This window comes from Sporosarcina sp. BI001-red, assembly GCF_003384035.1.
Classification (GTDB): Bacteria; Bacillota; Bacilli; order Bacillales_A; family Planococcaceae; genus Sporosarcina.
Genome location: NZ_QQAK01000009.1, coordinates 1 through 23,500 on the forward strand (window position 1 = coordinate 1; position 23,500 = coordinate 23,500).

Annotated in this window: 32 protein-coding genes and 1 tRNA gene; 23 read left to right on the forward strand and 10 right to left on the reverse strand. The window is 42.3% G+C overall.

The window, feature by feature from the left end; genetic code table 11:
• Positions 1-844: IS256 family transposase (locus tag DVB69_RS01725; RefSeq protein ID WP_116015957.1), on the forward strand; the 844-nt coding region annotated here is incomplete at its 5' end.
• A 631-nt stretch (positions 845-1,475) separates the two neighbouring features.
• On the opposite strand, the gene DVB69_RS01730 is transcribed toward DVB69_RS01725, so the two are convergent.
• The 3 genes from DVB69_RS01730 to DVB69_RS01740 form a co-directional block, all read right to left on the reverse strand.
• Complete coding sequence (locus DVB69_RS01730) at positions 1,476-2,285, reverse strand: DsbA family protein (RefSeq protein ID WP_116015959.1); 810 nt, start codon at positions 2,283-2,285, stop codon at positions 1,476-1,478.
• Positions 2,282-2,674 (reverse strand): globin domain-containing protein, encoded by a 393-nt coding sequence (locus DVB69_RS01735; protein ID WP_116015961.1) that lies wholly within the window; start codon positions 2,672-2,674, stop codon positions 2,282-2,284. Before DVB69_RS01735 ends, DVB69_RS01730 begins: the two co-directional genes overlap by 4 nt.
• Before the next feature lie 95 nt (positions 2,675-2,769).
• Complete coding sequence (locus DVB69_RS01740) at positions 2,770-3,516, reverse strand: lytic transglycosylase domain-containing protein (protein WP_233505296.1); 747 nt, start codon at positions 3,514-3,516, stop codon at positions 2,770-2,772.
• A gap of 118 nt (positions 3,517-3,634) precedes the next feature.
• Between DVB69_RS01740 and DVB69_RS01745 the strand changes: the two genes are divergently transcribed.
• From DVB69_RS01745 to DVB69_RS01760, 4 genes are read left to right on the forward strand one after another with little or no spacing between them, the layout of a single operon-like run.
• Entirely contained in the window at positions 3,635-4,027 is a 393-nt protein-coding gene (locus tag DVB69_RS01745; protein ID WP_116015963.1) for a UPF0738 family protein, read from the forward strand.
• Positions 4,028-4,054: 27 nt separating this feature from the next.
• A complete protein-coding gene (gene yjbM, locus DVB69_RS01750; protein WP_116015965.1) occupies positions 4,055-4,729 on the forward strand; it encodes a GTP diphosphokinase in 675 nt (224 codons plus the stop codon).
• A complete protein-coding gene (locus DVB69_RS01755) occupies positions 4,729-5,535 on the forward strand; it encodes an NAD kinase (RefSeq protein ID WP_116017136.1) in 807 nt (268 codons plus the stop codon). Before yjbM ends, DVB69_RS01755 begins: the two co-directional genes overlap by 1 nt.
• Positions 5,522-6,472: an RluA family pseudouridine synthase gene (locus tag DVB69_RS01760; RefSeq protein WP_116015967.1), complete on the forward strand. Its 951-nt coding sequence runs from the start codon at positions 5,522-5,524 to the stop codon at positions 6,470-6,472. Before DVB69_RS01755 ends, DVB69_RS01760 begins: the two co-directional genes overlap by 14 nt.
• Here the strand turns inward: DVB69_RS01760 and prpE are convergent.
• Positions 6,439-7,179 (reverse strand): bis(5'-nucleosyl)-tetraphosphatase PrpE, encoded by a 741-nt coding sequence (prpE, locus tag DVB69_RS01765; protein ID WP_116015969.1) that lies wholly within the window; start codon positions 7,177-7,179, stop codon positions 6,439-6,441. The two genes, DVB69_RS01760 and prpE, sit on opposite strands and share 34 nt — an antisense overlap.
• A gap of 92 nt (positions 7,180-7,271) precedes the next feature.
• Here prpE and mgtE point away from each other — a divergent pair, with 92 nt between their 5' ends.
• Positions 7,272-8,645 (forward strand): magnesium transporter, encoded by a 1,374-nt coding sequence (gene mgtE / locus DVB69_RS01770; RefSeq protein WP_116015971.1) that lies wholly within the window; start codon positions 7,272-7,274, stop codon positions 8,643-8,645.
• A 99-nt stretch (positions 8,646-8,744) separates the two neighbouring features.
• Positions 8,745-9,113, forward strand: coding sequence for a hypothetical protein (locus DVB69_RS01775; RefSeq protein ID WP_116015973.1), 369 nt, complete (start codon positions 8,745-8,747; stop codon positions 9,111-9,113).
• A gap of 101 nt (positions 9,114-9,214) precedes the next feature.
• Here the strand turns inward: DVB69_RS01775 and DVB69_RS01780 are convergent, their stop codons facing one another.
• Positions 9,215-9,754, reverse strand: coding sequence for a CotY/CotZ family spore coat protein (locus DVB69_RS01780; protein ID WP_116015975.1), 540 nt, complete (start codon positions 9,752-9,754; stop codon positions 9,215-9,217).
• Between the two features lie 125 nt (positions 9,755-9,879).
• Between DVB69_RS01780 and DVB69_RS01785 the strand changes: the two genes are divergently transcribed.
• From DVB69_RS01785 to DVB69_RS01815, 7 genes are all read left to right on the forward strand, one after another.
• On the forward strand, positions 9,880-10,281 hold the full coding sequence (locus DVB69_RS01785) for a hypothetical protein (protein WP_116015977.1): 402 nt from the start codon (positions 9,880-9,882) through the stop codon (positions 10,279-10,281).
• Positions 10,281-10,736 (forward strand): stage V sporulation protein AC, encoded by a 456-nt coding sequence (gene spoVAC / locus DVB69_RS01790; protein WP_116015979.1) that lies wholly within the window; start codon positions 10,281-10,283, stop codon positions 10,734-10,736. The genes DVB69_RS01785 and spoVAC overlap by 1 nt, the downstream gene beginning before the upstream one ends.
• On the forward strand, positions 10,733-11,737 hold the full coding sequence (locus tag DVB69_RS01795) for a beta-ketoacyl-[acyl-carrier-protein] synthase family protein (RefSeq protein WP_116017138.1): 1,005 nt from the start codon (positions 10,733-10,735) through the stop codon (positions 11,735-11,737). Before spoVAC ends, DVB69_RS01795 begins: the two co-directional genes overlap by 4 nt.
• Positions 11,738-11,747: 10 nt before the next feature.
• The gene (gene spoVAE, locus DVB69_RS01800) at positions 11,748-12,110 is read left to right on the forward strand and encodes a stage V sporulation protein AE (RefSeq protein ID WP_116015981.1); all 363 of its coding nucleotides are present in this window, start codon (positions 11,748-11,750) and stop codon (positions 12,108-12,110) included.
• Positions 12,111-12,198: 88 nt separating this feature from the next.
• Positions 12,199-12,339 carry a YjcZ family sporulation protein gene (locus tag DVB69_RS01805; protein WP_116015983.1) on the forward strand — a complete coding sequence of 47 codons (141 nt, stop codon included), beginning with the start codon at positions 12,199-12,201 and terminating at the stop codon, positions 12,337-12,339.
• 21 nt (positions 12,340-12,360) lie between these two features.
• Positions 12,361-12,612, forward strand: coding sequence for a stage VI sporulation protein F (locus DVB69_RS01810; protein WP_116015985.1), 252 nt, complete (start codon positions 12,361-12,363; stop codon positions 12,610-12,612).
• 71 nt (positions 12,613-12,683) lie between these two features.
• On the forward strand, positions 12,684-12,995 hold the full coding sequence (locus DVB69_RS01815) for a hypothetical protein (RefSeq protein ID WP_116015987.1): 312 nt from the start codon (positions 12,684-12,686) through the stop codon (positions 12,993-12,995).
• Positions 12,996-13,050: 55 nt separating this feature from the next.
• Here DVB69_RS01815 and DVB69_RS01820 read toward each other — a convergent pair whose 3' ends face one another.
• From DVB69_RS01820 to DVB69_RS01830, 3 genes are all read right to left on the reverse strand, one after another.
• Positions 13,051-13,494 (reverse strand): GNAT family N-acetyltransferase, encoded by a 444-nt coding sequence (locus tag DVB69_RS01820; RefSeq protein ID WP_116015989.1) that lies wholly within the window; start codon positions 13,492-13,494, stop codon positions 13,051-13,053.
• Between the two features lies 1 nt (position 13,495).
• A complete protein-coding gene (locus DVB69_RS01825; RefSeq protein ID WP_116015991.1) occupies positions 13,496-14,014 on the reverse strand; it encodes a YjcG family protein in 519 nt (172 codons plus the stop codon).
• Between the two features lie 75 nt (positions 14,015-14,089).
• A complete protein-coding gene (locus DVB69_RS01830; protein ID WP_116015993.1) occupies positions 14,090-14,812 on the reverse strand; it encodes an alpha/beta hydrolase in 723 nt (240 codons plus the stop codon).
• 117 nt (positions 14,813-14,929) lie between these two features.
• Here DVB69_RS01830 and DVB69_RS01835 point away from each other — a divergent pair, with 117 nt between their 5' ends.
• From DVB69_RS01835 to DVB69_RS01855, 5 genes are all read left to right on the forward strand, one after another.
• A complete protein-coding gene (locus DVB69_RS01835) occupies positions 14,930-15,481 on the forward strand; it encodes a phosphatidylglycerophosphatase A family protein (protein WP_116015995.1) in 552 nt (183 codons plus the stop codon).
• A 176-nt stretch (positions 15,482-15,657) separates the two neighbouring features.
• The gene (locus DVB69_RS01840; protein WP_116015997.1) at positions 15,658-16,650 is read left to right on the forward strand and encodes a TAXI family TRAP transporter solute-binding subunit; all 993 of its coding nucleotides are present in this window, start codon (positions 15,658-15,660) and stop codon (positions 16,648-16,650) included.
• 87 nt (positions 16,651-16,737) lie between these two features.
• A complete protein-coding gene (locus DVB69_RS01845; RefSeq protein WP_116015999.1) occupies positions 16,738-17,304 on the forward strand; it encodes a DUF1850 domain-containing protein in 567 nt (188 codons plus the stop codon).
• Positions 17,252-19,291: a TRAP transporter permease gene (locus DVB69_RS01850; RefSeq protein ID WP_116016001.1), complete on the forward strand. Its 2,040-nt coding sequence runs from the start codon at positions 17,252-17,254 to the stop codon at positions 19,289-19,291. The genes DVB69_RS01845 and DVB69_RS01850 overlap by 53 nt, the downstream gene beginning before the upstream one ends.
• A 102-nt stretch (positions 19,292-19,393) precedes the next feature.
• Complete coding sequence (locus DVB69_RS01855) at positions 19,394-19,819, forward strand: hypothetical protein (protein WP_116016003.1); 426 nt, start codon at positions 19,394-19,396, stop codon at positions 19,817-19,819.
• Positions 19,820-19,872: 53 nt separating this feature from the next.
• Here the strand turns inward: DVB69_RS01855 and DVB69_RS01860 are convergent, their stop codons facing one another.
• Positions 19,873-20,154 carry a hypothetical protein gene (locus DVB69_RS01860; RefSeq protein ID WP_116016005.1) on the reverse strand — a complete coding sequence of 94 codons (282 nt, stop codon included), beginning with the start codon at positions 20,152-20,154 and terminating at the stop codon, positions 19,873-19,875.
• A 193-nt stretch (positions 20,155-20,347) separates the two neighbouring features.
• Here DVB69_RS01860 and DVB69_RS01865 point away from each other — a divergent pair.
• Positions 20,348-20,420: transfer RNA gene (locus tag DVB69_RS01865), tRNA-Val, on the forward strand.
• 99 nt (positions 20,421-20,519) lie between these two features.
• On the opposite strand, the gene DVB69_RS17910 is transcribed toward DVB69_RS01865, so the two are convergent.
• Positions 20,520-20,858: a tyrosine-type recombinase/integrase gene (locus DVB69_RS17910; protein WP_116016007.1), complete on the reverse strand. Its 339-nt coding sequence runs from the start codon at positions 20,856-20,858 to the stop codon at positions 20,520-20,522.
• A gap of 543 nt (positions 20,859-21,401) precedes the next feature.
• Here DVB69_RS17910 and DVB69_RS01875 point away from each other — a divergent pair.
• The 3 genes from DVB69_RS01875 to DVB69_RS01880 all read left to right on the forward strand — a co-directional run bounded on the left by DVB69_RS01875 (position 21,402) and on the right by DVB69_RS01880 (position 23,321).
• On the forward strand, positions 21,402-21,818 hold the full coding sequence (locus DVB69_RS01875; protein ID WP_116016009.1) for a hypothetical protein: 417 nt from the start codon (positions 21,402-21,404) through the stop codon (positions 21,816-21,818).
• Between the two features lie 13 nt (positions 21,819-21,831).
• Positions 21,832-22,008, forward strand: a complete 177-nt coding sequence (locus tag DVB69_RS17490; protein WP_158541008.1) for a hypothetical protein — start codon at positions 21,832-21,834, stop codon at positions 22,006-22,008.
• A gap of 539 nt (positions 22,009-22,547) precedes the next feature.
• On the forward strand, positions 22,548-23,321 hold the full coding sequence (locus DVB69_RS01880; RefSeq protein ID WP_116016011.1) for an N-acetylmuramoyl-L-alanine amidase family protein: 774 nt from the start codon (positions 22,548-22,550) through the stop codon (positions 23,319-23,321).
• The last annotated feature ends 179 nt before the right edge of the window (positions 23,322-23,500 follow it).

Here is a 23,500-nt window from a genome sequence, read left to right on the forward strand (position 1 = left end):
TAATGGCGTCTCGACTCGGAAAGTCACAAAGGTAGTGGAACAGCTTTGCGGCGAGAGCGTTTCTAAATCCTTCGTCTCCTCCTTAACCGCAAAGCTTGATCCTGTGGTCAAGGAGTGGGCGAACCGTGCGTTGAACACCAAGTACTATCCATACGTATTGGCAGACGCTATGTACATCAAGGTGCGGGAACACAACCGTGTCGTTTCAAAAGCCGTCTATCTGGCTTTTGGCATCGACGAGGAAGGACACCGGGAAATCATTGGTCTCCAGGTGGATCACAACGAAAGCTTCAAAAGCTGGTCTTCCTTTTTCTCCTCTCTCATTTCTAGAGGACTCCAGTCACCAAAACTCGTGATCTCCGATGCCCATGAAGGACTCAAAAAGGCAATCCAACAATGCTTTGTCGGTACTTCATGGCAGAGGTGTACCGTCCACTTCAAGCGTAATGTCATTGAGGCACTCCCTAAGAAAAACAGCGAAGAAGCTGTCAGCCTTCTGAAAAGCCTCTTCGCCGCTGAAGAGATGGATACACTCCGTAAACTCAAGGAACTGTTCTTCCAGAAGTATGAAAGGGAAGCAAAGTATGAGAAGTCCTTGAAAATCCTCGATGATGGATTTGAAGATTCCATTCAATATATGAATTTCCCTATCCCCCATCGAAAGCACATCCGCACGACCAACAGTGTGGAACGGATGAACCGGGAAATCCGCAGACGCGAGAAGGTGATCGGTATCTTCCCAAACACCCAGTCCGCCTTCCGCCTCATTGGCGCAACATTGATGAGCTATACCAAAACCAATGCCAATTGGAACAGGAAACTATTTACGAAAAAGAAATCGTAAGCCGTCTGACAACCTAAGCAACTTGACACGGAGCCTCTGCGGGCATGACTCCCAAGCCAGGAAATCCAGCACATAAGGTTGGCTTTTTCGGCCGAGCCTATCATGCCCACCCCTCCATGTAAAGTTGCGAGCAGTCGAATCGATGACCGCCAGGTAGAGTTTATAACCATCTGAACTAATGCGCTGAAAACAAATCTAGGAATTTACACAATACTTAGGACTTGACTTCATAACCCGTGGAAAGCGCTCATAAATTGGGGAAAGTGATCATAACCCGTGGAAAGCGCTCATAAATTGGGGAAAGTGATCATAACCCGTGGAAAGCGCTCATAAATGGTGGAAAGTGATCATAACCCGTGGAAAGCGCTCATAAATGGTGGAAAGTGATCATAACCCTTGGAAAGCGCTCATAAATCGGTGAAAGTGATCATAATCACTGGAAAGCGCTCATAAATCGGTGAAAGTGATCATAACCCATACAAAGCGCTCATAAATCACAAAAAGTGATCATAACCCCCACATCCGCCCTCTGTCCGCCGACCCCCATGCAGCCCCTTCAACATAAAAAAACAGGTGGAGAGAAATCATCTCTCCACCTGTTTCATTTAACTACCATATCCAACCACTAACTTTATCGCTTGCGCCAAAGAATTTTATCCTCAATAAAGATACGTTCTAGCTCTTGTTTCAGTAGAAGTTTCTTGAGCTCCCGTTCGCTCTCTTTTTCAGGAACTCCGTATATGGCTGCGATTTCAGCGGATGCGAGCATTTCGAACCGGCTGAACAATTCTTCCAATGACGGAGCACGATCTCGGATGATTGGGGAACCGGTAAGTTCCTCTAGAATTTGTTCGTAAATTTCATAGCTGTATGAACCATCCACCATGAGACCTTCATCTTCAATGTTTCCGTTGAAAAAGACGAAGGTCGGGGATTTCACAACTTCCATCTCTTTTGCTAAATGTAAATCCACTTGTAAAGATTGTAGAACATTTTTTGAGAAGAAGTCACTGATGAACTCCTGTTTGTCCAGGTTCAGTTTCTCGGCTATTTCAACGAGTACAGAAAATGATTTAACGTTACGTGATTTTAAAAATGAATACTCGAATAGTTTTGTGAGAAATCTAAAGCCAGCACGCTTTCCTTGGAACTCCGCTGCCTTGATCGCAATACTAGGGAACGCAGGATGTTCTTTTTCAAATGCGCTCTTTTCTTCGCACCCATCCACTAAAGGGAGTGCTTTGTAATTCATCTTCGGTAGGGAAGTGAGTAGACCGATGCGCAATGTGAAATACCGTTCGTATTCTACTTGTAGTCTTCTCAATATGGGTTGCAAGGCCCAACAATCTTGACATAAGGGATCTAAAAATACGTATAATTCGATTGGCCGAGGATGTGATATCGGCTGCTGTTCCACTTCTGCAAAAGTTCTTCGATTCACTGATCTCCCTCCTCGTTCCGGTTCACCATGTGATTGGCTGTTAAGACGAGGCGTTGGTAATAGATTTCGCGAAGAGGCCCATCGAGACCGACCTCATCCATTGCTTCAGCCATGCAGGCAAGCCAAGCCTTAGCGCGTGATGGTGTGATTGCAAATGGCATATGTCGGGCTTTCATCATCGGATGTCCGTGTTCTTCTGTATATATATTAGGTCCGCCCAGATACTGCGTCTGGAATTGCTTTTGCTTACGGGCAGTTTCTGTTAGGTCTGCTGGGAAAATGGGAATTAAGTCCGGATGCACAGCCACTTTGGCGTAAAACCGGTCGATGAGTTCCGACAAACGTGCTTCACCGATCTCCTCATAGGGTATCAAAGGCTTTCGTGTCATGAATGTCATTCTCCTTTGTTGTTACTCTGTACTTCTATTTTATCAACCACACAAAACATTCACAAATAAATAGCATTACTTACGTTAAATTCACCTTACACATTAAAGGTATTATAGTTGTTCATAACTTTAGTTACATAATTTTGTGTCTCTTGGAATGGCGGGATACCTCCGTATTTACGGACATTTCCTGGGCCTGCGTTATAAGCGGCAAGCGATAATTTTAAATCGCCGCCGAACTGGTCGAGCATTTGTCGCAAGTATTTAGCGCCGCCCATAATATTTTGCTCAGGATCAGATGCATTCGAAACGCCTAGAAACTTAGCAGTTCCAGGCATAAGTTGCATCAGTCCTGTTGCACCTGCATGGCTCACTACATCTTTGTTGAAATTCGATTCTTGTTTGATGACAGCAGCAATCAGTGCAGGAGGAACGTCATATTTTTTCGCAGCTTTGGAAATTAAAGGCGAATAAGCTGTGTTAACACTACCTCCGCCATACGTTAAAGGTGGGCGACTCGCTGAAACTTGGTCAATATATTGCAGTGCATCAGTAGGCGAATGAACAGATGGAGTTGAGAAAAACGCAAATGGATCCGTCCCTTGTGGCGCTTGAATACTACCAAGTGTAGTCGCTGAGAAGCTTGAAAGCGAATCAGAAATGGAACTCTCACTCGTCATTTCGTTTAATAATGATTGAAAGAAATCCGTGCCTCCTGTTTCCGTTTCAGTTGCAGAGCGAACAGCCCCTAGTGACTGTAGTGAATTCAATTCAAACAGTGTGCGAATCATTTTCGTGTCCATACTAATCGATCCTTTCCGATACTTAATCGTCCGTGGCAATTCTAGTTCTTCTTTCAGTATATCAATTTCATTGCTGAAAGCACAATCCTGACTGCAACCATGGCGACTCTATGGTAAACTATTCATACTGACTGGTAGGGGAAGGGAAGAGGGAAAAGTGCGTATTGAACACCGAATTACAGAAGGACAATTAAAAAAAGAAATTGTTTGTTTCACTTATGAAGGAACGATGAGAATGCTTGGAGACTCCCCCTCAGGGAAGATGATTACCGATTCTGATGCACTCAGTTTTGTGTATCTATTTGAAGATGGGGAAGAATATCAATACCTGCATTTTACGAAGCAAGTATGGCCACTCATGCAACAACTTATTGAAATAGATAATGGGGATCCTATATTAGAGTGTGAAGATGGATCTATTCAACTAAGTGGATTCACAGAAGAATTGATAATGTTGGTTTTCAATATAGAAGGTAATGGAAATTACGGGGAAGAGTTCATGCTTGCTGTTGAGCAAGCATTCGAAGAGACACTGCAGCAAACTAGCTAACATGAACGGACAGGAGGCGGCCTTTGTATGAGAATGTGGAATGATTTTCTTGCTCCATATAAGCAAGCTGTAGTGGAGCTCAAAGTGAAGTTAAAAGGCTTGCGGCATCAATACAAATTGGAAGACCTGCATGCACCAGTTGAGTTTGTAACAGGGCGTGTTAAACCACTCGCTAGTATTTACGACAAGACTCTCGAAAAGAACATTCCTTTCGAGCCATCTCCGGAACTGGCTGCGGAAGTCCCTGATATTGCAGGATTGCGGATTATGTGTCAGTTTGTCGATGATATCAGTAGCGTAGTCGGCATGCTCAGACAGCGGAATGACTTAAAGATTGTCGAAGAGAGAGACTACATATCGAACAAAAAACAGAGCGGTTATCGCTCGTTCCATATAATTATTGAATACCCTGTCGAGACCATCCGTGGCGAAAAGACGATTCTTGCTGAAATCCAAATTCGCACCCTTGCGATGAATTTTTGGGCTTCGATTGAGCACTCTTTGAATTATAAGTACCAAGGTGAACTCCCCGACGTGATACGACAGCGTCTTGAAAAAGCAGCAGAAGCCGCGTTCCGACTTGATGAAGAAATGTCACTCATACGAGATGAAATACATGAAGCGCAATCGTATTTCAGTTCATTTAAAGAAACGGAAAAACGAGATATTCAAGATACCTCATGGAAGGGGGAACCAGAATGATGAAGTTTGTCATCCAATCACGTGGTGATGAGTTATCCAACCGTCTAATGGCGGAAGCAAAAGATTATTTAGTGGAGTTTGGTTTGGAATATGACGAGGTGGAACCAGATATCGTTCTTTCAATCGGCGGAGATGGAACACTATTGCATGGTTTCCATAAATACGTCCATCGCTTGAACGAAACTGCATTTGTCGGGATTCATACAGGACACCTTGGGTTTTATGCAGATTGGAAACCTGAAGAAATCGAGAAGTTAGTCATCATGATTGCGCGGAAAGATTACCACGTCGTGCAATACCCACTTCTTGAAGTAGAAATTTCATATACGCATTCAGAAGAGAAATCCGCGTATCTCGCCTTGAACGAATCGACGATCAAATCACCTGAAGTCACTCTTGTCATGGATGTTGAACTGAACGGAGAACATTTTGAGCGATTCCGTGGGGATGGTTTATGTATGTCGACACCGTCAGGATCCACTGCCTATAGTAAATCATTGAACGGTGCGATTTTGCACCCCTCATTGTCATGCATGCAACTGACTGAGATGGCGTCAATAAACAACCGCGTTTTCCGGACTGTTGGCTCACCTTTAGTCCTTCCTGCGCACCATTCATGTTTATTGAAACCAGTCAAAGGACCGGATTTCATGGTAACCGTCGATCACCTGCAGTTACTTCAAAAAGATGTGAAGTCCATCGAATACAAAGTATCAAAGGAACGTATTTCGTTCGCCCGTTTTAGACCTTTTCCGTTCTGGAAGCGTGTGTCCGAATCGTTTGTCGCTAGCGATGAAGAAAAATAATCCTTCGCCGTTATTACTAAGATTCATAACAGATGAACGGATTCTTCTAAGGGACTTCCTTAAACTAAAAGGCATTTCTAAAAGAGCTCTGACTGCCGTGAAGTTTGAAGGTGGGCGGATCTTAGTCAATCAGGAAGAACGAACGGTTCGGTGGATGCTTGAACAAGGGGATCACATAATTATTGAGTTTCCGCCTGAAGAGATAGGAGAAGGCTTGACGCCTGAGCATGGAGAGCTTTCAATTTTACACGAAGATGATTCTATACTGATCGTAGAAAAACCTGCGGGTCAAGGAACTATTCCTTCAAGAAATCATCCGAGCGGGACACTCGCAAATACAGTTTATGGAAAATACTCAACTGAGCGCCATCCAGCGACTGTTCACGTAGTAACCCGATTGGACACAGACACATCCGGTGTTGTCTGTATCGCAAAAAATCGCCATATCCATCACCTTATGAGCACTCAAATGCAGGAAACAGGGTTCGATAGGCGGTATATTGCATTCGTAAGTGGTTGGGTAATTGAAGAAACGTTTACGATAGAATTACCGATTGGTAGGAAAGATGGCAGCATTATTGAACGCGTGGTTCGTCCAGATGGGCAATATGCGCGTACCGATGTGCATGTAGCAGGTCACTTCGAGATGGACGGCAGTCGATACACGATTGTCGAACTACAATTGCACACTGGAAGAACCCATCAAATCCGAGTCCATATGGCGCATATCGGACACCCCGTGCTTGGTGATGATTTATACGGTGGTCCGTGTGACCTGATTTCTAGACAAGCCCTTCATTGTAGTTCCGTTTCGTTTGTGCATCCTTCTTGGAACAAAAACGTTTCTTATGAGAGCGGACTTCCTAAAGACCTGGTAAGGCTCCTCCCAATGGAAATGAATTCTCAGGATGAATACACGGTAAACTTCTCAGGCTGAAACGGTTGTTGGGAATCTACCGAGACGGTTTCGAGTTCTGGCCATCGAAGTGCAGTCAATTTACCACCAAACACACATCCTGTATCAATATTAACGGTATGCTGCATAAAGCGACGCTCGAAAACTGGAGTATGACCGTAAACTATCCAAGGAGATCCGTCGTAAGATTTCGCCCAGTCTCGTCGCTCTGGACTTCCGTCAGGTAAGGTTTTTCCTGAAACATCTCCGTATAGGACAAATGTGCGGACATCTCTCGATATCGGAGCACCTATCATTTGCTCAGAAAGACCTGCGTGTGCAACGATTAGCTTTCCGTCATCTAACTGGTGGTAAAGAGGCAATGCTTCATAAAATTGCTTGTAACGGTTCAGAGTTTGTGCTCGGTTTTCCGTAGATAAGGAGTCTAACTCTGCAATCGTTGTTTCTAAACCGTGTGTATGGTGGACGTTATTCCCCATTGCATACCGATACAATTTATTACAATGATTTCCCGGGGAATAAATGAGTGTATTTTTATCCTGCATCGCAAACAAAAGTTGCATCACTTGTAAGGAGGAAGGCCCACGATCCATGCCATCTCCGACAAAAGCAAGCTCTCTACCGGATGGGTGGATTGGTATTCCGGATTTCAGGGAATAGCCAAGAGTGGTTAGTAAGTCCAGTAGTTCATCATAACAACCGTGTATGTCGCCGATAATATCATACATATGAATACACTCCCTTTTACAAAGTATTTGTTACGTATACCAGTAGTATACCGGAGTCGTGCCAATTGGCGAAAAGAAAGGAAGGTGTAGCCATGGAAACACCAGAGGGTCGCAAAGAAGAAGTGGATTTCAACGAAGAGAAGCTACGGGAAGATTTAGAACGGCAAGATATCAAAGCGTTCCGTGATGAGTATTTGCTACTCCATCCTTATGATCGCGCAATCTTCTATGAAGAAGCTGGAGCTGAACTTCGGAAAACGATGTACTACTTCCTATCTCCTAAAGAAATGGCGGAGATTTTTGAAACAAGTGAAATTGACGAAGATGAATACGAAGAGTTCCTTCAGGAGATGGAGGCGACGTATGCCGCAGAGATGATTTCTTACATGTTTGTGGATAACGCGGTCGATGTCCTGAAAGAACTCGATAAGTCTCAAAGCGTCAGCTATTTGACGCTCATGGACAAAGAAGCAGCTAATCAAATCAAGCAGCTATTGCATTACGAAGAGCACACTGCTGGATCCATCATGACAACGGAGTACGTAACAATACCTCAGAATTCCACTGTTCGATCCGCAATGAATATCTTACGAATTCAAGCTCCAAGTGCTGAAACGATTTACTACGTCTTTGTTGTGGACGATGACAACCGTCTAACAGGGGTTGTGTCGTTACGTGACTTAATCACCTCTGAAGAAGATGTCCTAATTAACACCATTATGAATGAACGTGTTGTCAGTGTACTCGTATCAGACGATCAGGAAGATGTTGCCCGTACTACACAAGATTATAACCTACTTGCTGTACCAGTCGTGGATTTTCAGCAACATATACTAGGAATTGTTACAGTCGATGACGTGCTCGATGTCCTCGAAGAAGAAGCATCGGATGACTACTCAAAATTAGCCGGTGTATCTAATATGGATACATTTGACAAAAACTCATTATCTGCAGCGAAAAAACGAGTACCGTGGCTTATTATTTTACTTATACTTGGAATGATCACGGCAAATTTGATTGATATGTTTACAGATACAATTTCCCAAGTGGCATTGCTCGCTGCTTTTATTCCTTTGATTGCAGGAACTGCTGGGAACAGTGGTACACAAGCTCTCGCCGTTGCCGTTCGAGGAATTGCAACAAGGGATATCGAAGAAGAAAGTAAGCTCAAGCTATTGATAAGAGAAGCGGGTACCGGTCTCATCACTGGATTCATATGTGGAGTCTTTGTGATCGGGTTGATCTTTTTCTGGAAACATGAGTTGATTATTGGAATGCTAGTCGGAGCCGCGATTTTTGTTTCGATTTTTGCGGCGACTATATCTGGATCGTTCATCCCGTTGTTTATGCACAAAATGAAAATTGACCCTGCAGTCGCTTCAGGTCCGTTCATTACCACATTGAATGACTTAATCAGTATTTTAATTTACTTAGGATTGGCCACTACATTCATCAACCTTCTATGACATCATTCACGCATGGGCAGCCGTTGCATATAATGCAGTAAAAAGGATGTGGCGCATATTTTCCTTCAAGTTCCTTTGCTATTTATCGACGGCCCCCCTATGGTATCAATTGTGGAAGTTGTTAAAGAAGAGAGTACCTCAATTTACTGGTCAGGTAATGCTGTGGAGCCGTTGGAACAAAACGAGCAAAAGCAAGAAGAAATCGTGCCTCAGCAGGTGATTGAAGCGACGGTGGATTCACCGGTTGTGAAAAGGTTACGTTACCTAGCTGAACCGTTTCCTCGCAATGCATATCGTCCTCTTCAGTTTCTTGTGGACGGTCAATTATTGACAGGCGGTATTTCTGCAATGACCGATTCACAGATTGCGATCGAAGTAAATCAAGAGAGCAAAGATTTGAACGAAATCCGTACATTGGATTTACAGAAGATAGAAGAAGTGTTCTGGAAAGGGGCACCATTCACATGAAAAAACACCTCAGACTAACGAGTCTGAGGTGTTTTTTTATACAAAAAGAAAGGAGACTACCCATATGGGCAGTCTCCTTTTGCGCATCGCGGGGGTGATGCTTAATCTCGTGTATTACACTGGGTGATAAATGTGTCTGTTACACATTGAATTGCACAGAAACAATTCAAGTCAACTGTGATACAAGACTTTGTTGCTCTAAATCGCTCAACTTTGCAAAGTCTTTCAAGACAAACTTTACCGCAATCGATAATATCCACTGGTTTACCCTCTTTGTCTAATGGCTCAAGTACCATTAGAGTTGCACAGCAATTGTCAAAGATGTTTTGAACTCTGAAGAAAACAGAGAAACAATTGACACCATGATGAGGTGTATGACTCTTCGGACGATACATCGCTTTAAAGAAGTCACCGTCCTCTGTCAGTAAAGAAAACACCCGGGTATTGAAACGTTCGCTAGCTGGACTTACTAAGCTGCCAAGAGGTCTCATAAAGCAGTCTGTATCACAGTCGAAGCAATCGTCATCTGTGTGCGTATCCTGAAGACGTTTGATGAAACGAACTGCCTCACAAACACAGTGTCCTTGATTTGGGTTTACCTTATCCCCCGTATTTTCGTTCTTTCCACATCCACAACTCATTGATCATTTCCTCCTCTCGTTTGTTCTCTATACCTTATGGTCATACACAGCCTATTGGCAGGGCGCTTGAACCGCTATGAATAAAATGCAGTGTATTTAGACATACTGGTGTAAAAAAGGAGGGGATGACAATTCGTAAAATACTGCTCCTTGGATTCATCCTAGTACTACTAGCAGGTTGTTCGACATCAATTGGTTTCAAAACCGTCAATACAACAGATGTAGATGGACAACGAGCGGAAACGTTGGTGAAAGAAGACAAACGTATTAAAAATGCAGTCATTCTAATCCACGACGATCGTCTGATTGCGGGTTTACGCGTGAATACATTTGAGAGATTCAAGAAGCGAAAGATTGCCAAAGAGCTTTCAAAGGAACTGGAAAAGTTGTATCCGGAAATGAAGATTACCGTATCTGCTGATAGTAAAGTGTTGCTAGAAACAAACAAGTTGATCGATGAAAAGAACGAAAAGAACTATGCAAAGAAAATGAAAAAAATCAGTTCGTTAGTAAAGGAAGAGACGTAATGGATGAAAAAAAGTATCAGCAACTAGAACAACAAATTACACCTAAGCCTAAATATGTGAAAAATTGTGTCGCTGCATTTTTAGTAGGAGGTTTGATTTGCTTAATTGGTCAATTCGTCGCACTTTTCTATATTAGTTTTTTTGACTTTACTGAACGTACCGCAAGTAATCCTACTGTCGCAACGATGATCTTTATATCGATGCTTCTAACTGGGTTTGGCTACTATAAAAAAATTGCCCAAGTCGGTGGTGCAGGGAGTGCTGTTCCAATTACCGGATTTGGTAATGCAATGATTTCAACAGCAATCGAACACAAGTCGGAAGGGTATGTATTAGGTGTCGGAGGAAATATGTTCAAACTGGCAGGTTCCGTCATTGTATATGGAGTTTTTTCGGCATTTGTCGTTGCTCTTATTAAAACGATTCTTGTTGGATTAGGGGTGGTATCTTGGTGAACAAACGAGGGTTATTGACATTTGCATCGAAACCAGTCATCGCGTCAACCGGAGTCACAGTTGGGCCGTTGGAGATGAAAAAAAGTCCATTTTCTAAATATGCTGACAAGAATTATGATGACGAACGTTGTGGGTTGAAGACGAACGAGCAAGGACACGCAAAAATGATGGAAGATGCCTGCATGATAGCAATGAGCAAGCTGGACAAGACTCCTGCAGATGCAGAATTTGTATTAATGGGTGACTTAGTGAATGAAATGACCCCATCCAACTTTGCAGCCAGTACAATCGGGGTACCGTATATCGGTATGTTTTCAGCTTGTGCCACATCCGTCTCTTCTCTATTGATGGCTGCATTATTAACAGAGTCTGGAATGGCTGAATTAGTAGTGGCCGGGTCTTCCAGTCAACATAATTCAATTGAACGGCAATTCCGTTATCCACTCCAATATGGGAGTCAAAAAGGTGCCACAGCTCAATGGACAGCTAGTGCAGCTGGAGTTGCAACAATTATCCCTTATATAGAAGGAGCTCCAATTATCACATGTGGAACGATTGGAATTGTAACGGATCTAGGATTGACGGATCCATTAAATATGGGGGCGGCGATGGCACCTGCAGCTGCGGATACTTTTAAGCGGCATTTGGAAGGTCATGGCTCCACGGTAGAAGATTATGATCTGATCATGACAGGTGACTTAGGAAAAATCGGATTTGAGCTATTTAAAACCTTATTAGACCGCTGGGAGTTTGATGTGTCTAGTACTTTTCGAGATGCGGGAGCAGAGTATTATGGCAAACATCCTGAATTTCTTGCAGGAGCAAGTGGCTCAGGATGTTCAGCATCTGCTTATTTCTCTGAAGTGTACGACAAGCTACTGTCTGGGGTGTATAAGCGGGTGTTACTCATTGCGACAGGATCCTTAATGTCTCCGCTTTCTTATCAGCAAGGTGAAACGATTCCCTGCATTGCCCATGCGGTGGAAATCCAAATGAAATGAGTGGTTTGAATTGTTATCCATTTATATAACAAGTTTTATAGTCGGTGGACTGATTTGTGTCATCGGTCAGTTGATGATGGACGTCGGTAAACTCACACCAGCACATACGTTATGTACTCTCGTTGTAGTAGGCTCCATTATGGATGGCTTTGGTCTGTATGAGCCACTAATTGACTTTGCTGGAACAGGTGCTACGATTCCTATCACCTCTTTTGGTAATGCCCTGACCCATGGTGCACTTGCTGAAGCGGAGAAGCATGGGATTATTGGTGTGTTGACAGGAATGTTTGAAGTGACCAGTTCGGGAATCAGCGCTGCGATCATATTTGGATTCATTGCTTCACTCATCTTTAAGTCAAAGGGAACCATCTAAATCGTCACCTCAAAATAAATATGCGAATGTCCCGCCCGCTTCGCTGTGTCTTTGCATAGGATACAGGGAAGAGAGGGGGGATTTTCTTATGTACGGAAACTATTGTTACGGAGAACCGCGTTATGAAGGTGCAAACGACCGTGGTTGTAATCAAGGAGGCGGTTCGACGTTCGTATTGCTCGTCGTATTGTTCATCTTGCTAATTATTGTCGGAAGTACGTTCTGCTAAATGAGAGGGGGGAATGGGAGTATGAATGACTCCTTCTTCAAGAAAATAGAGTCAAAAACTGGTGTTCCGATGACAGAAGTATTTGCTCTCGCGAATGCAATTCAACATGCGGATTTTAAAGATGAGAATCAAGTAAGGAGAATTATCCAGAATGTGGGGATGCTTGCAAATAAGAATGTCCCCAAACATTTGGAAGATGACCTCGTTAAATCACTCGTTTCAAGTGGTCAGCCTGTAAATATAGCTGAAATTCAAAGAATGCTAGGTAAATAATAAAGAGGTTTGGTCTCTCTAGTAATCGGGTATAGAGTTATATCAGACTTAGAAGAAGGAAGGTGGAGGCAATGGGTTACCTACTGCCGATTCAGAATATCCAATCACAAATGTATGCAAACCGTATGGAGAATGTTTCGCCATCTTTTGCGTATATTAACAGAGTACAATCTGTTAAATTACAGACACAAGATGAAGAATGGCAAAAGGTTCTTCGACGCGAGCAGGAGAGGAATACTGAACGGGAGTTTGGTGAAGAAGTGAATTCGAAACACCCATTGTCTCCAGCTAAAAATGGTTTTATCCAACCGGATCCAACAACTCTATCAAAGCAAGTGGCAGTGGTTGTTGGAAAAGGCATGGCCGTAAACGAGTACGCATAAGTCAATGCACTACACAAAAGAACCCATTCCGATTTCAGGAATGGGTTTTTTAGTTCTATTTGAGTGCTGGCTCTACTTGCTTTTCCATAGCACGATGAGGAATATCCGCATCCATGAATTCGGGTGAGGTGACAGCATATCCGAGTTTCTCATAAAAAGGAATAGCATAAGACTGAGCATTCAACAAGATCTTTTGAATCCCAGCATTTTTGGCATGCTCTTCTAGAGAATTCATAATCAACACGCCAAGATGTTGACCGCGATATTCTTTCAACACACAAACCCGTTCTACTTTTCCTACTTCGCTCGCGACAGTTCGGATACGACCTGCTGCGATTGCTTTTGGACCGTCATAGACGACGAAATGGGATGCAGATGAGTCGTGTTCATCTATTTCCATTGTTAGTGGAACTCCTTGTTCTTCTACAAATACTTTCTTCCGTACAGTAAATGCAGCTTCACATTCTTGTTCAGACGTGGCAATCTTCACCTCGAACAAATCAGTTTTCCTCTTGTAGACGGAACGTTTCGTGCACAGTCCAAGATCCGTCCTCTAGCTGATAGAGAAGGTGAATGCGATCAATGATTTCTGAGTGATCTGCACCAACCATCTTCAGTTGACCGATAATATCATCATGCTCACCGGAAGTTAAACTTTGAGCAATCGTTATGTGAGGAACAAACCCGTATTGGGGAAGTGGACCGAAAAATCCATCATTATTGAGTGCTCCGTGCAATGCAAGTAATTCATCATTAAGTGCTACTTTAAAAAATATCGTATTTGTAATCGGAGCGAAAGAACTTACTTTTGAAACACTTAGTTCGAATGGCTTGTGTTTCTTTGCTACATTACGTATTGCTTCAGCCACTTCTCTAATTTCAGTTTCATCCGCATCAAAAACACCTTTTACTGTCATATGGGGAGTAATCTTAGCGTAATGAGGATCATACCGTTTGCGATATCCATTTGATAGATCTTGCAATTTTTTTGATGGAAATGCTACAACACCGTATTTCATGTGAAAACCTCCTAAGGAAAGTGAATACAATTCTTCTTTCAAGTATACCAGAATTGTTTGTAATTGTCCGATTGGTTACTGTCCATAGACCATTTGGATAGCACGTCGCACATCTGGTTGCCAGTATTTCCAGGTGTGCTCTCCATTAAATTCTTCATAGAAGTACGGAAATCCTTTATTCTCGAATAATTTGTTGAGTTCGCGATTTGGAGTCAAGAAGTCTTGTTTCCCATCGACAGTTGTTACTACTTCGGTTTCCTCAGTTCCGATTACATGATACACCGATAGGCCCGATGGGTTTTTAGCTGAATGGACGGCCTCAAGCACTTTTTCGTCCACATAAGGAGAATGGAGAATGACCTGTCCAAAACAATTCGGGTAGTGCAAAGCGGTTTGTAATGAAACTGTGGCGGCTAGAGAATCGCCGATTAGTCCGCGACCGCCACCAATTTGGTAAGTCGGGTAATGCTCGTCTATATAAGGAACGAGTTCGTGCACGAGGAAACGAATGTAGTCTTTTTGGCGATCCCCGTCTGGATGATACATTCTGCGCCGTTCGGAAACAGTTTTATAAGGTATACCAATCACAATAACATTTTCAATTTCTTCTTTATCTAAATACTCATCGATGACTTTCCCGATTCTTCCGTACTGAAAATAGTCTTTTCCATCTGATGCGAAAAGTACAGAGTATTTATAAAGTGGAGAATAATTATGGGGAAGGTGAATGAGCAATTCCATTTCTTCCTGAAGTGCTTCGCTATAAAAAAGAATATCATGTATCTTTCCGTAGTTCATTTTGTTGCCCCCTTCACGAGTCTATTCAAGGAAATTGTAACATAGGATGGGTAGAGGGTATAATGTGCACGATTGGCGGAAAAATCGTTCAGCTATAAACTAGAAGGGGATGGTAGCATGTTTGATGGAAAAAGCAAAGTACGTTCAGAAGTAATTGCAACCGCAACGAAAGAAGCATTACAGCGTCGTGGGGTGGAGCTGATAGATATTGCGAAAATCGTCTATGAAATGCAAGCACCTTATAACGAGGAACTTCAGTTGGAACAGTGTGTAGATTCGGTTGTGAATGTACTAAAGAAGCGGGAGCTACAACATGCGATTTTAGTAGGAATCGAGCTGGACGAGCTTTGCGAGCAAGGCAAATTATCGACCCCATTACAAGAAATCGTCCATTCGGATGAAGGTTTATTTGGAGTGGATGAAACAATTGCGCTTGGAGCGGTGTTCACGTATGGTTCAATTGCCGTGACGACTTTTGGTCACTTGGATAAAAATAAAGTCGGGATTATTAATGATTTAGACACTAAAAAAGGGAATAAAGTCCATACATTTTTAGATGATTTAGTTGCGAGTGTAGCGTCTTGTGCAGCGGCACGCATTGCTCACCGATCTCGAGATCTAGAAGAAGCAGGCTTAACGTTTGACGATGTGAAGGACGCGGCGAAGTGAGGTGATTATTAAAACTAGGGATGAAAAGAGTAGTCAAATGCTCTTTTCATTTTTTTATTCTTTTATAAATGAAAACGTTTTTAACTAATTTTATTTTTGAAAGAGATTGACAATTGAACCCGCTTACATGGTAGAATATACATTACTAGAGTAATAGATAAATAGGGGGTCATTGGATGAATAAGAAACTTTTAGGGCTAATCTCGATGTTACTCATTGCAGTGCTTGCACTTGCGGCGTGTAACTCAACAGATGATGCGGGGAAAAAAGATGGAGCAAAAGGGGATTCAGATAGCTCTAAAGAGTATAAGTTCCTTAGTGTATTGACTGGTGGAACTCAAGGTACGTATTATGCACTTGGTGGTGCAATTGCTGAATTCATCGAAACAGATACGGGTGTGAAAACTTCAGCTGAAGTATCTCAAGCATCTGCAGCAAACATGACTGCACTTAAAGATGGGAAGGCGGAAATCGCTTTCGTTCAAACGGATATCGCGTATTATGCTCAAGAAGGCGAGCTCATGTTTAAAGACGATAAAGTCGATACGGTATCTGCAATTGGGTCACTATATCCTGAAACTGTACAACTTGTGACACTCGAGAAAACAGGGATCAAGACATTTGAAGATTTAAAAGGTAAATCAGTATCTGTTGGTGCGCCAGGTTCTGGAACTTACGCGAACGCAGAGCAGCTTCTTGAAATCCACGGATTGACGATGGATGACATCAAACCGCAAAACTTGGACTTTGGGGAGTCTCAGGAGAGTTTACAAGCAGGTCAGATTGATGCAGCATTCATTACTGCAGGAACTCCTACTGGTGCTGTTGAAGGTTTGAATGCAGTAGCTAAAGTATTCGTAGTACCTGTCGAAGATGACAAAGCTGATGAGCTGATCAGCAAGTATCAGTATTATGCAAAAGAAGTTATTCCAGCTGGAACTTATGGGTTGGCTGAAGATACTCCAACTGTTTCAGTAGGAGCTATGCTTGTTATCCAGAACGAAGTACCAGAAGATCTCGCTTATGAAATTACAAAAGCAATTTACGACAACGCACCAAAACTTCAACACGCAAAGGGTAAGTTGATCAAAGCTGAAACTGGTCTTGACGGAATTGGTATCCCAGTTCACCCAGGCGCTCAGAAGTACTTTGATGAAGTAAACAAGTAAGAGTTGAATGATGGAATGGGGCGGTGAGGCGATCGATGCTTCATCCGTCCCTTCTGCATTCATAAGACTTTAAAAAGAGGTGAGCGGATGAAACGATGGAGGATTCCGCTTGGATTATTCGTTGTGATGGTTCTGATTGCTGGCGTTCTGACGATCCCTGTAAAGCGTGCATACACGTTCACAGAAACTAGGACTGAGCACCCGAAACTGGTGTATTGGCTTTTAGAAGACGAATCGGAGTTTCAAATCCGGTATATCCATTCGATATTTTTGACCAATGTCCTCGAAACTTACCGTGTGTTGCCCGATAGCACATTGAAATTTTTGACGATGCGTTATGAAGATGTTGGAATTGGGCTCCCCGCGTATGCGGAAAAAGGAGAGACATTAGAGGTAACAAATGATGGGATTTATACACTTACATATGAGGACAAAGAGATTGATTCCTTTATACTGTATATCGGAGACATAGACGCGCAATTAGCGTTTCGATACAAAGGGATCGAAGCGGATTTGAAAGCTTACTTAAAACGAGGGCACTCGTACGAATTCTGTGTCAAAAAACTAACAGTGTTTGAACTCATGAAAGGAGTTAACATGAATGGCAAAGCGAAAAAAAGAACGGAAAGTGGAACCGATAACGGATCCAAATGATGAGAGGTTCGAGACGCTCACTGAGTCAGAACAATTAGAACTTCTTCAAAAATATGATCCTGAATCCAATACAAGGGATTTAGTTGGGATTTTTGGTAAGATTGTCTTCTTTGGTTTACTGGCATTCTCAATTTTTCAGTTATACACATCGATCGGTAAACCGTTCACTGCATATATTCAGCGTTCGATCCACTTAGGATTTGCTCTTTCTTTAATTTTTATACTATTTCCAGCACGTAAAAAACCGGGTGTCAAACGAAATAAAGTTCCATTCTATGACGTGATTTTGTCGATTATTTCGATTGGCGTCGGATTATACTGGCCACTCAATATGAACGAACTCATCTTAAGAGTGGGTCGTGTATCTGACTTAGACTTGATTGTCGGAATTTTAGCTGTACTGTTGACAATGGAAGCAGCTAGACGAGCGGTTGGTATGCCAATCACGATTATTTCGGGTGTTTTCTTAGTTTACGCATTTTTCGGCCCTTACTTCCCAGGGTTCCTAGCGCACCGTGGTCAGGACATAGACAGTCTCGTACAACTTATGTTCTTTACAACAGATGGGATTCTAGGAACGCCAATAAGTGTATCAGCCACATTCATCTTCGTATTCCTGTTATTTGGGGCATTCCTCGTGAAAACGGGTGTGGGGAATTACTTCAATGATTTGGCAGTTGTTCTCGCAGGTAGATTGACAGGGGGGCCTGCGAAAGTTGCGATTTTCTCAAGTGCGTTGCAAGGAACGATTTCTGGTAGTTCCGTTGCAAACGTTGTGGGCTCCGGTTCATACACGATTCCGATGATGAAAAAGCTCGGGTATCGTAAAGAGTTTGCGGGTGGCGTTGAAGCTGCTGCGTCAACAGGCGGACAAATCATGCCACCGATCATGGGGGCCGCTGCGTTCCTGATGGTTGAATTCATTGGAGGGGTTACGTATTGGGAAATTGCTAAAGCGGCAACGATTCCCGCGTTACTGTATTTTACAGGGATCTGGATAATGACGCACTTTGAAGCAAAGCGTATTGGTCTTAAAGGAATGAGTCCCGAAGAAATCCCTAATCGGAAAGAAACATTGAAAAAGATTTACTTGTTGCTTCCGATTATCGGTATCATCGTGTTCCTATTACTCGGAATTCCAACGATGAAAGCAGCATTATTAGGTATTGTTTTAACACTTGTTGTTAGTTCGTTCAATAAAGAAACAAGACTTAGTTTCAAAGATATCATTCAAGCTTTGGTGGATGGAGCACGGACAGCATTAGCTGTAGCTGCTGCGACAGCATGTGCAGGTATTATCGTCGGGGTAGTTGTGAAAACAGGACTAGGATTAAGCTTGGCGAATGGTCTTGTTTCTGCTGCGGGTGGTAACATCTTCCTTACGCTCGTCTTTACAATGTTTGCGGCAATCGTGCTTGGCATGGGTTCACCGACCACAGCTAACTATGTCATCACTTCTACGATTGCAGCTCCTGCAATCATAACATTGCTCATGTTAGATACACCGGATGCAACAGTGCCAGTAGTCGTTGCGATTTCTGCTCACTTGTTCGTATTCTATTTCGGAATTATAGCTGATATCACGCCGCCTGTGGCACTTGCTGCGTTTGCAGCTTCAGGTATTTCAGGTGGAGATCCTATTAAGACCGGTGTGACATCGGCTAAACTCGCCATCGCGGCATTCATCATTCCATATATGTTTGTCTTTAATCCTGCGATGCTGATGATTGACGCCAGTGTCGGGGAGATTATATGGGTCACTGCCACGGCTATAATCGGAATGATTGCGATAGGTGCAGGTATGATTGGTTTCTGGTATCGAAAAATCAATTGGATCGAAAGGATCATTACGGTTGCGACTGGCTTGATGCTGATCTATCCAGAAACGAAAACGGATTTCATCGGACTAGGGTTGTTTGTCATTCTGTTTGCAATTCAACTTATCACTAAGGACAAAAACAAAAAAGAAGAAACCGTAACTGTATAAGTCAAGCCTGTCTGTAAAAAACTTGCAGACGGGCTTGTTTTTTTGAAACTTTGTGCCTTGCTAAACGTCTATTGAGTAACGTAATGAAGGAGGAAAAAGAGCGTGAAGTTTATCAAAAGACTGCTCATGACAGTTGTGATATTGGCACTACTAATAGGAGCCGCATATTATTTCGGAACCAATTGGATTGCGGACAAAGCAATGGAGCAAGTGACAACTCAGCTAGAAAGTAATGGTCAACTGGATTCAGTCAAACAAGAGATCACTAGCAATCCAGATGTACAAGCGTATTTACAAGACGCAAAAACGGCAGATCGTAGTAAATTGCCCATACAAACTAAAGAGCAAGCCACTCGCGTTGTGCTGAAAAAATTCAGTGTCCGCGAATTGCAAGACATACAAAAAAAAGCACAGTCTGGGATGACTGCAGAAGAGCAACAACAGTTATTGCAACAAGTTGAAAGCCGTCTCACTGAAGAAGAACTTCTTTCTTTGAAGGTGTTGGCTCTGGACGAACTTTCGAAGTGAACATCATTTTGCTTATAAAAATCAATCCAAACAGGGACAGTTCCGCAGCTAATTCAAAGCCGCCATGGACTGTCCCTGCCCTGGTTTGTCTTAAGCAACTGAATTTCGTTCGTCAAGTATTGAAGTTGTTCTCTTATCTCGCTTAACTCTTTCAGCACTACACCGTTGTTTGGCGTATTGTCTGTTTCATTTTTCTCTTCTTCAATTGCGAGCACAGCGGCATAGGTAGAGATGGAATCCCCGATAATGGAGACGATACTCCCAATCACATCTATTTTGGCAGCTTGCCCGCCGACTTCAATGCCTGTGAAATCCAGACTATCAGGATTTACCATGGCGCACCCTCCTATCAGAAAACTCCCTACTTCAATGTATGCATTGGGCAATGGGAGGTGAATGGGTAGAAAAACTATTTTACAAAATTGTATTGCAAGAAGTCCAGAATCATGATATTATCATACATGTGCTTAGTGACAGTACGTTGATTTTAAACGATTGCTTGTCATGATAGTCTACTGAAATATTCCCGATTCCTTAGCTCAGCTGGGAGAGCGCTACCTTGACAGGGTAGAGGTCGCTGGTTCGAGCCCAGTAGGAATCATTGGGTGCCAAACCCACGGAAAGACCGTAGGAACACGGTTTTTCTCCACAAGCAGTCCTATTAGGCCGTATGCCTAGGGGCTGTTTTTTTTGTGGTTTTTTAGCACTTCTCCGTTGCCGAATTACTCTGGAACCCCTTTTGTATAGCGCGATGAAATACATTAGCTACATCTCTAGATGTATTAGAGATTAAATGAAGGTAGAATTCCAATGTGATCTTAGGATTCTCATGACCGAGTCGTACTGATATATTCACAACGTCGATACCTTCAGAGATTAGAATGGATGCATGAGTGTGAATAACATGAAAGCGAATCTCCGTGATGTTGGTTTTTTTTATTAGCCGTTTCATTAATTTCTTGGATTTTGAAAAAATCCTGTATTCGTGCAAATGACCAGATTCTGTTCCCGATATATATCTCTTACGAGTGCTCTCCATTCTTCTTGCTCCTTTTACGCTTTATAAGTTCATTCATTACGAAATCAGGTATCCGTATTTGACGTATAGACTTTCGTGTCTTTTGCGCCGTAAGAAAATATTCACTTTTAGGTAGATAGTAAGGGAATGATTTATGTGAATAACTCTCTTAGTAAAGTCAATATCATTCCACTATAGCCCCAAAAGCTCTCTACGCCTCATTCCGATATATATAGCTAGTAGAAAGGTTAGCGAGTCTGCTTAAGCAAAAGCTGGATCTTAAATTTGGTGTATTTTGCGAATAAAACTCGAGTGTAAACATTTCAAGCAATAAAATTTTTAAAAAATCTTCTTTTCACTGCCTGTACCATCAGTAAAAAATAGCATATATATAATTCAAAGGAGGAGAAATAAAATGTGGAAAAATAATTTTACAATTAAAGGTACTACATGAAATACGGTACACTGTAAAAATGTTTCAGACGGTAGTGATATATTTTGGGTTAAAAAAGAAAAGAGTCTCGTGAAAGGAGATATTACAAAAAAGATAAAGTAGGTGACAACATGAGCGACATGTTAAAAAAACTAAGTGAATCTATTGATAATCACGATACTAAAATCACTGTTTTAGATGGTCGAGTAGTCGGATTAGAAGAGTTAACAGGAATGCTTATAGAAAAGGATCGGCAACACGAAGAAAAACTTCATCAGATGGAGACGCAGAATCTTAAGTTGGAAAACACAGTGCTTTCCACAAGTCGTGAAACACAGGAAATTGTGAAAGCGCAGGCAGACAAGATGTACGAGCTTGCTAAGTCATCCATGAGCTATCAAACTGCTTCTGCGGAACAGGCTCATGAATTACAAATGGCTAAATTGAGCGCTTGGTCTACATTCGCTCTTAAAATGAGCGGGGCAGTCGCAGGGTTAACTGGCACAGGGGGCTTGGTTTACTACTTGTTTACACATTTTTTAAAATAAAGGAGACGATGACATGACAGCAGTACTGATTTTTTCAAAAATCTTGGCACCCATCAATTTAGCGGTGACAGAACTATTTAAACGAACATTCAACCTACCTAAAACGATCAACCCACTCATCGTCTTTGCGGTGGGTCTTTTTATTGGCTTCGCAGCATCACCATTAGTCAGCGTTGGATCTCATACTTAAAAATTCGAGTCATTTCAAAGTAATTCATAGTACGCTTTGATTGTTGTTCAATTAGCTATTAGTACTCTTCTGAAGTCTTTAAAACACATACATTATCACCTTGACAGGGTAGAGGTCGCTGGTTCGAGCCCAGTAGGAATCATTGGATGCCAAACCCATGGAAGTATCGTCGAATCAACGATAAATCTCCACAAAAAAGCAGTCCTATTTGGTCGTATGCCTAGGGACAACTTTTTGTGTGTTCAAGACCAACTGCTAAGCAATTCTTTAAAGACGACTCGCGTTTTTCATCAACTTTCATCCTAATTTATGAATTTATGTTCAATGGCTTCTTCATTTTTGTGATATGTGGACAATAACACGACATGGTAAAAAAATAAATCTCTTGAGAACGCCAGCATCGGGTGTTCTAACACAAGGTTGTAAAATTGAGCTCTCGAAGAAAATACAATTAAAATAATTTACCTTAGTTCTAGCACGCATGTCTATGTCTAGGAAGAAAAATATTCATAGATATAACATAAAGGAGGAAAAAGAAAATGAGCAAAATCTTTATTGATCCGGGCCATGGTGGTCACGATTCAGGGGCAGTTGGAAAGAGGTCAAAGGAAAAAGATAATGTGTTGAAAGTCGGGCTCAATTTGAAAGCGTTACTTGAAAGCTACGGGCATACCGTCAAATTGTCCCGCTCAACGGATGTGTTTATTGCATTATCTGAGCGCGCACAGATGGCGAATCGTTGGGGGGCTGACTACTTTGTGAGTTTGCATAATAACTCGGCTACAAGCGATGCGTCGGGGTTTGAAACGTTTATTTACAACGGTAACGTCAGTAGTTCTACGACCAAGTTGCAAGCAGCTATCCACAACGCGATTTCAAAAGAAATTGGCATTCGCGACCGAGGCATGAAGCGTGAGAGCCTTGCAGTATTACGTGAATCAAGTATGCCTGCTGTGTTGATTGAGTATGCGTTTATTTCAAATACTGTCGATGAGACCATCTTGATCAACCAAGTGGAGAAATTGGCACAGTTAACTGCAAAAGGGATTGTCGCTCAAGCCGGCATAGTTAAACCTACAGCTCCTACACCTGGAGCAACACAAAAGGAGGAACCCAAATTGTACAAACCAAGCGCTTCAGCAATTCTTAACTCAACAGCAACTGTTTTAAAACGTCTCGAACAAAAAGTAGACAATCCATTAGATCCTCAATGGCGAGAGAAGCTTTTGAAAGGTGAGTTAACGGAGTCCGATGCTATCGGATTGTTGTATGTGGCTATTGATCGTGGTCATATTGTAGGGAAAGCAGAGTGAGTGATTCGAAGAAAGGAACAGTAAATATTGAGATTATACTATTCTTAGTTTAATTTCTCTTTATCCTCAAAACTTCTAGTCTTCCGTTACCTATAGAATACACTTGTAAAAGCCCTGTCCTTAAGTGTTTCGACCCATAGAGAAACATTGGTTGCCAAACCCACGCCAAGTACCGACAG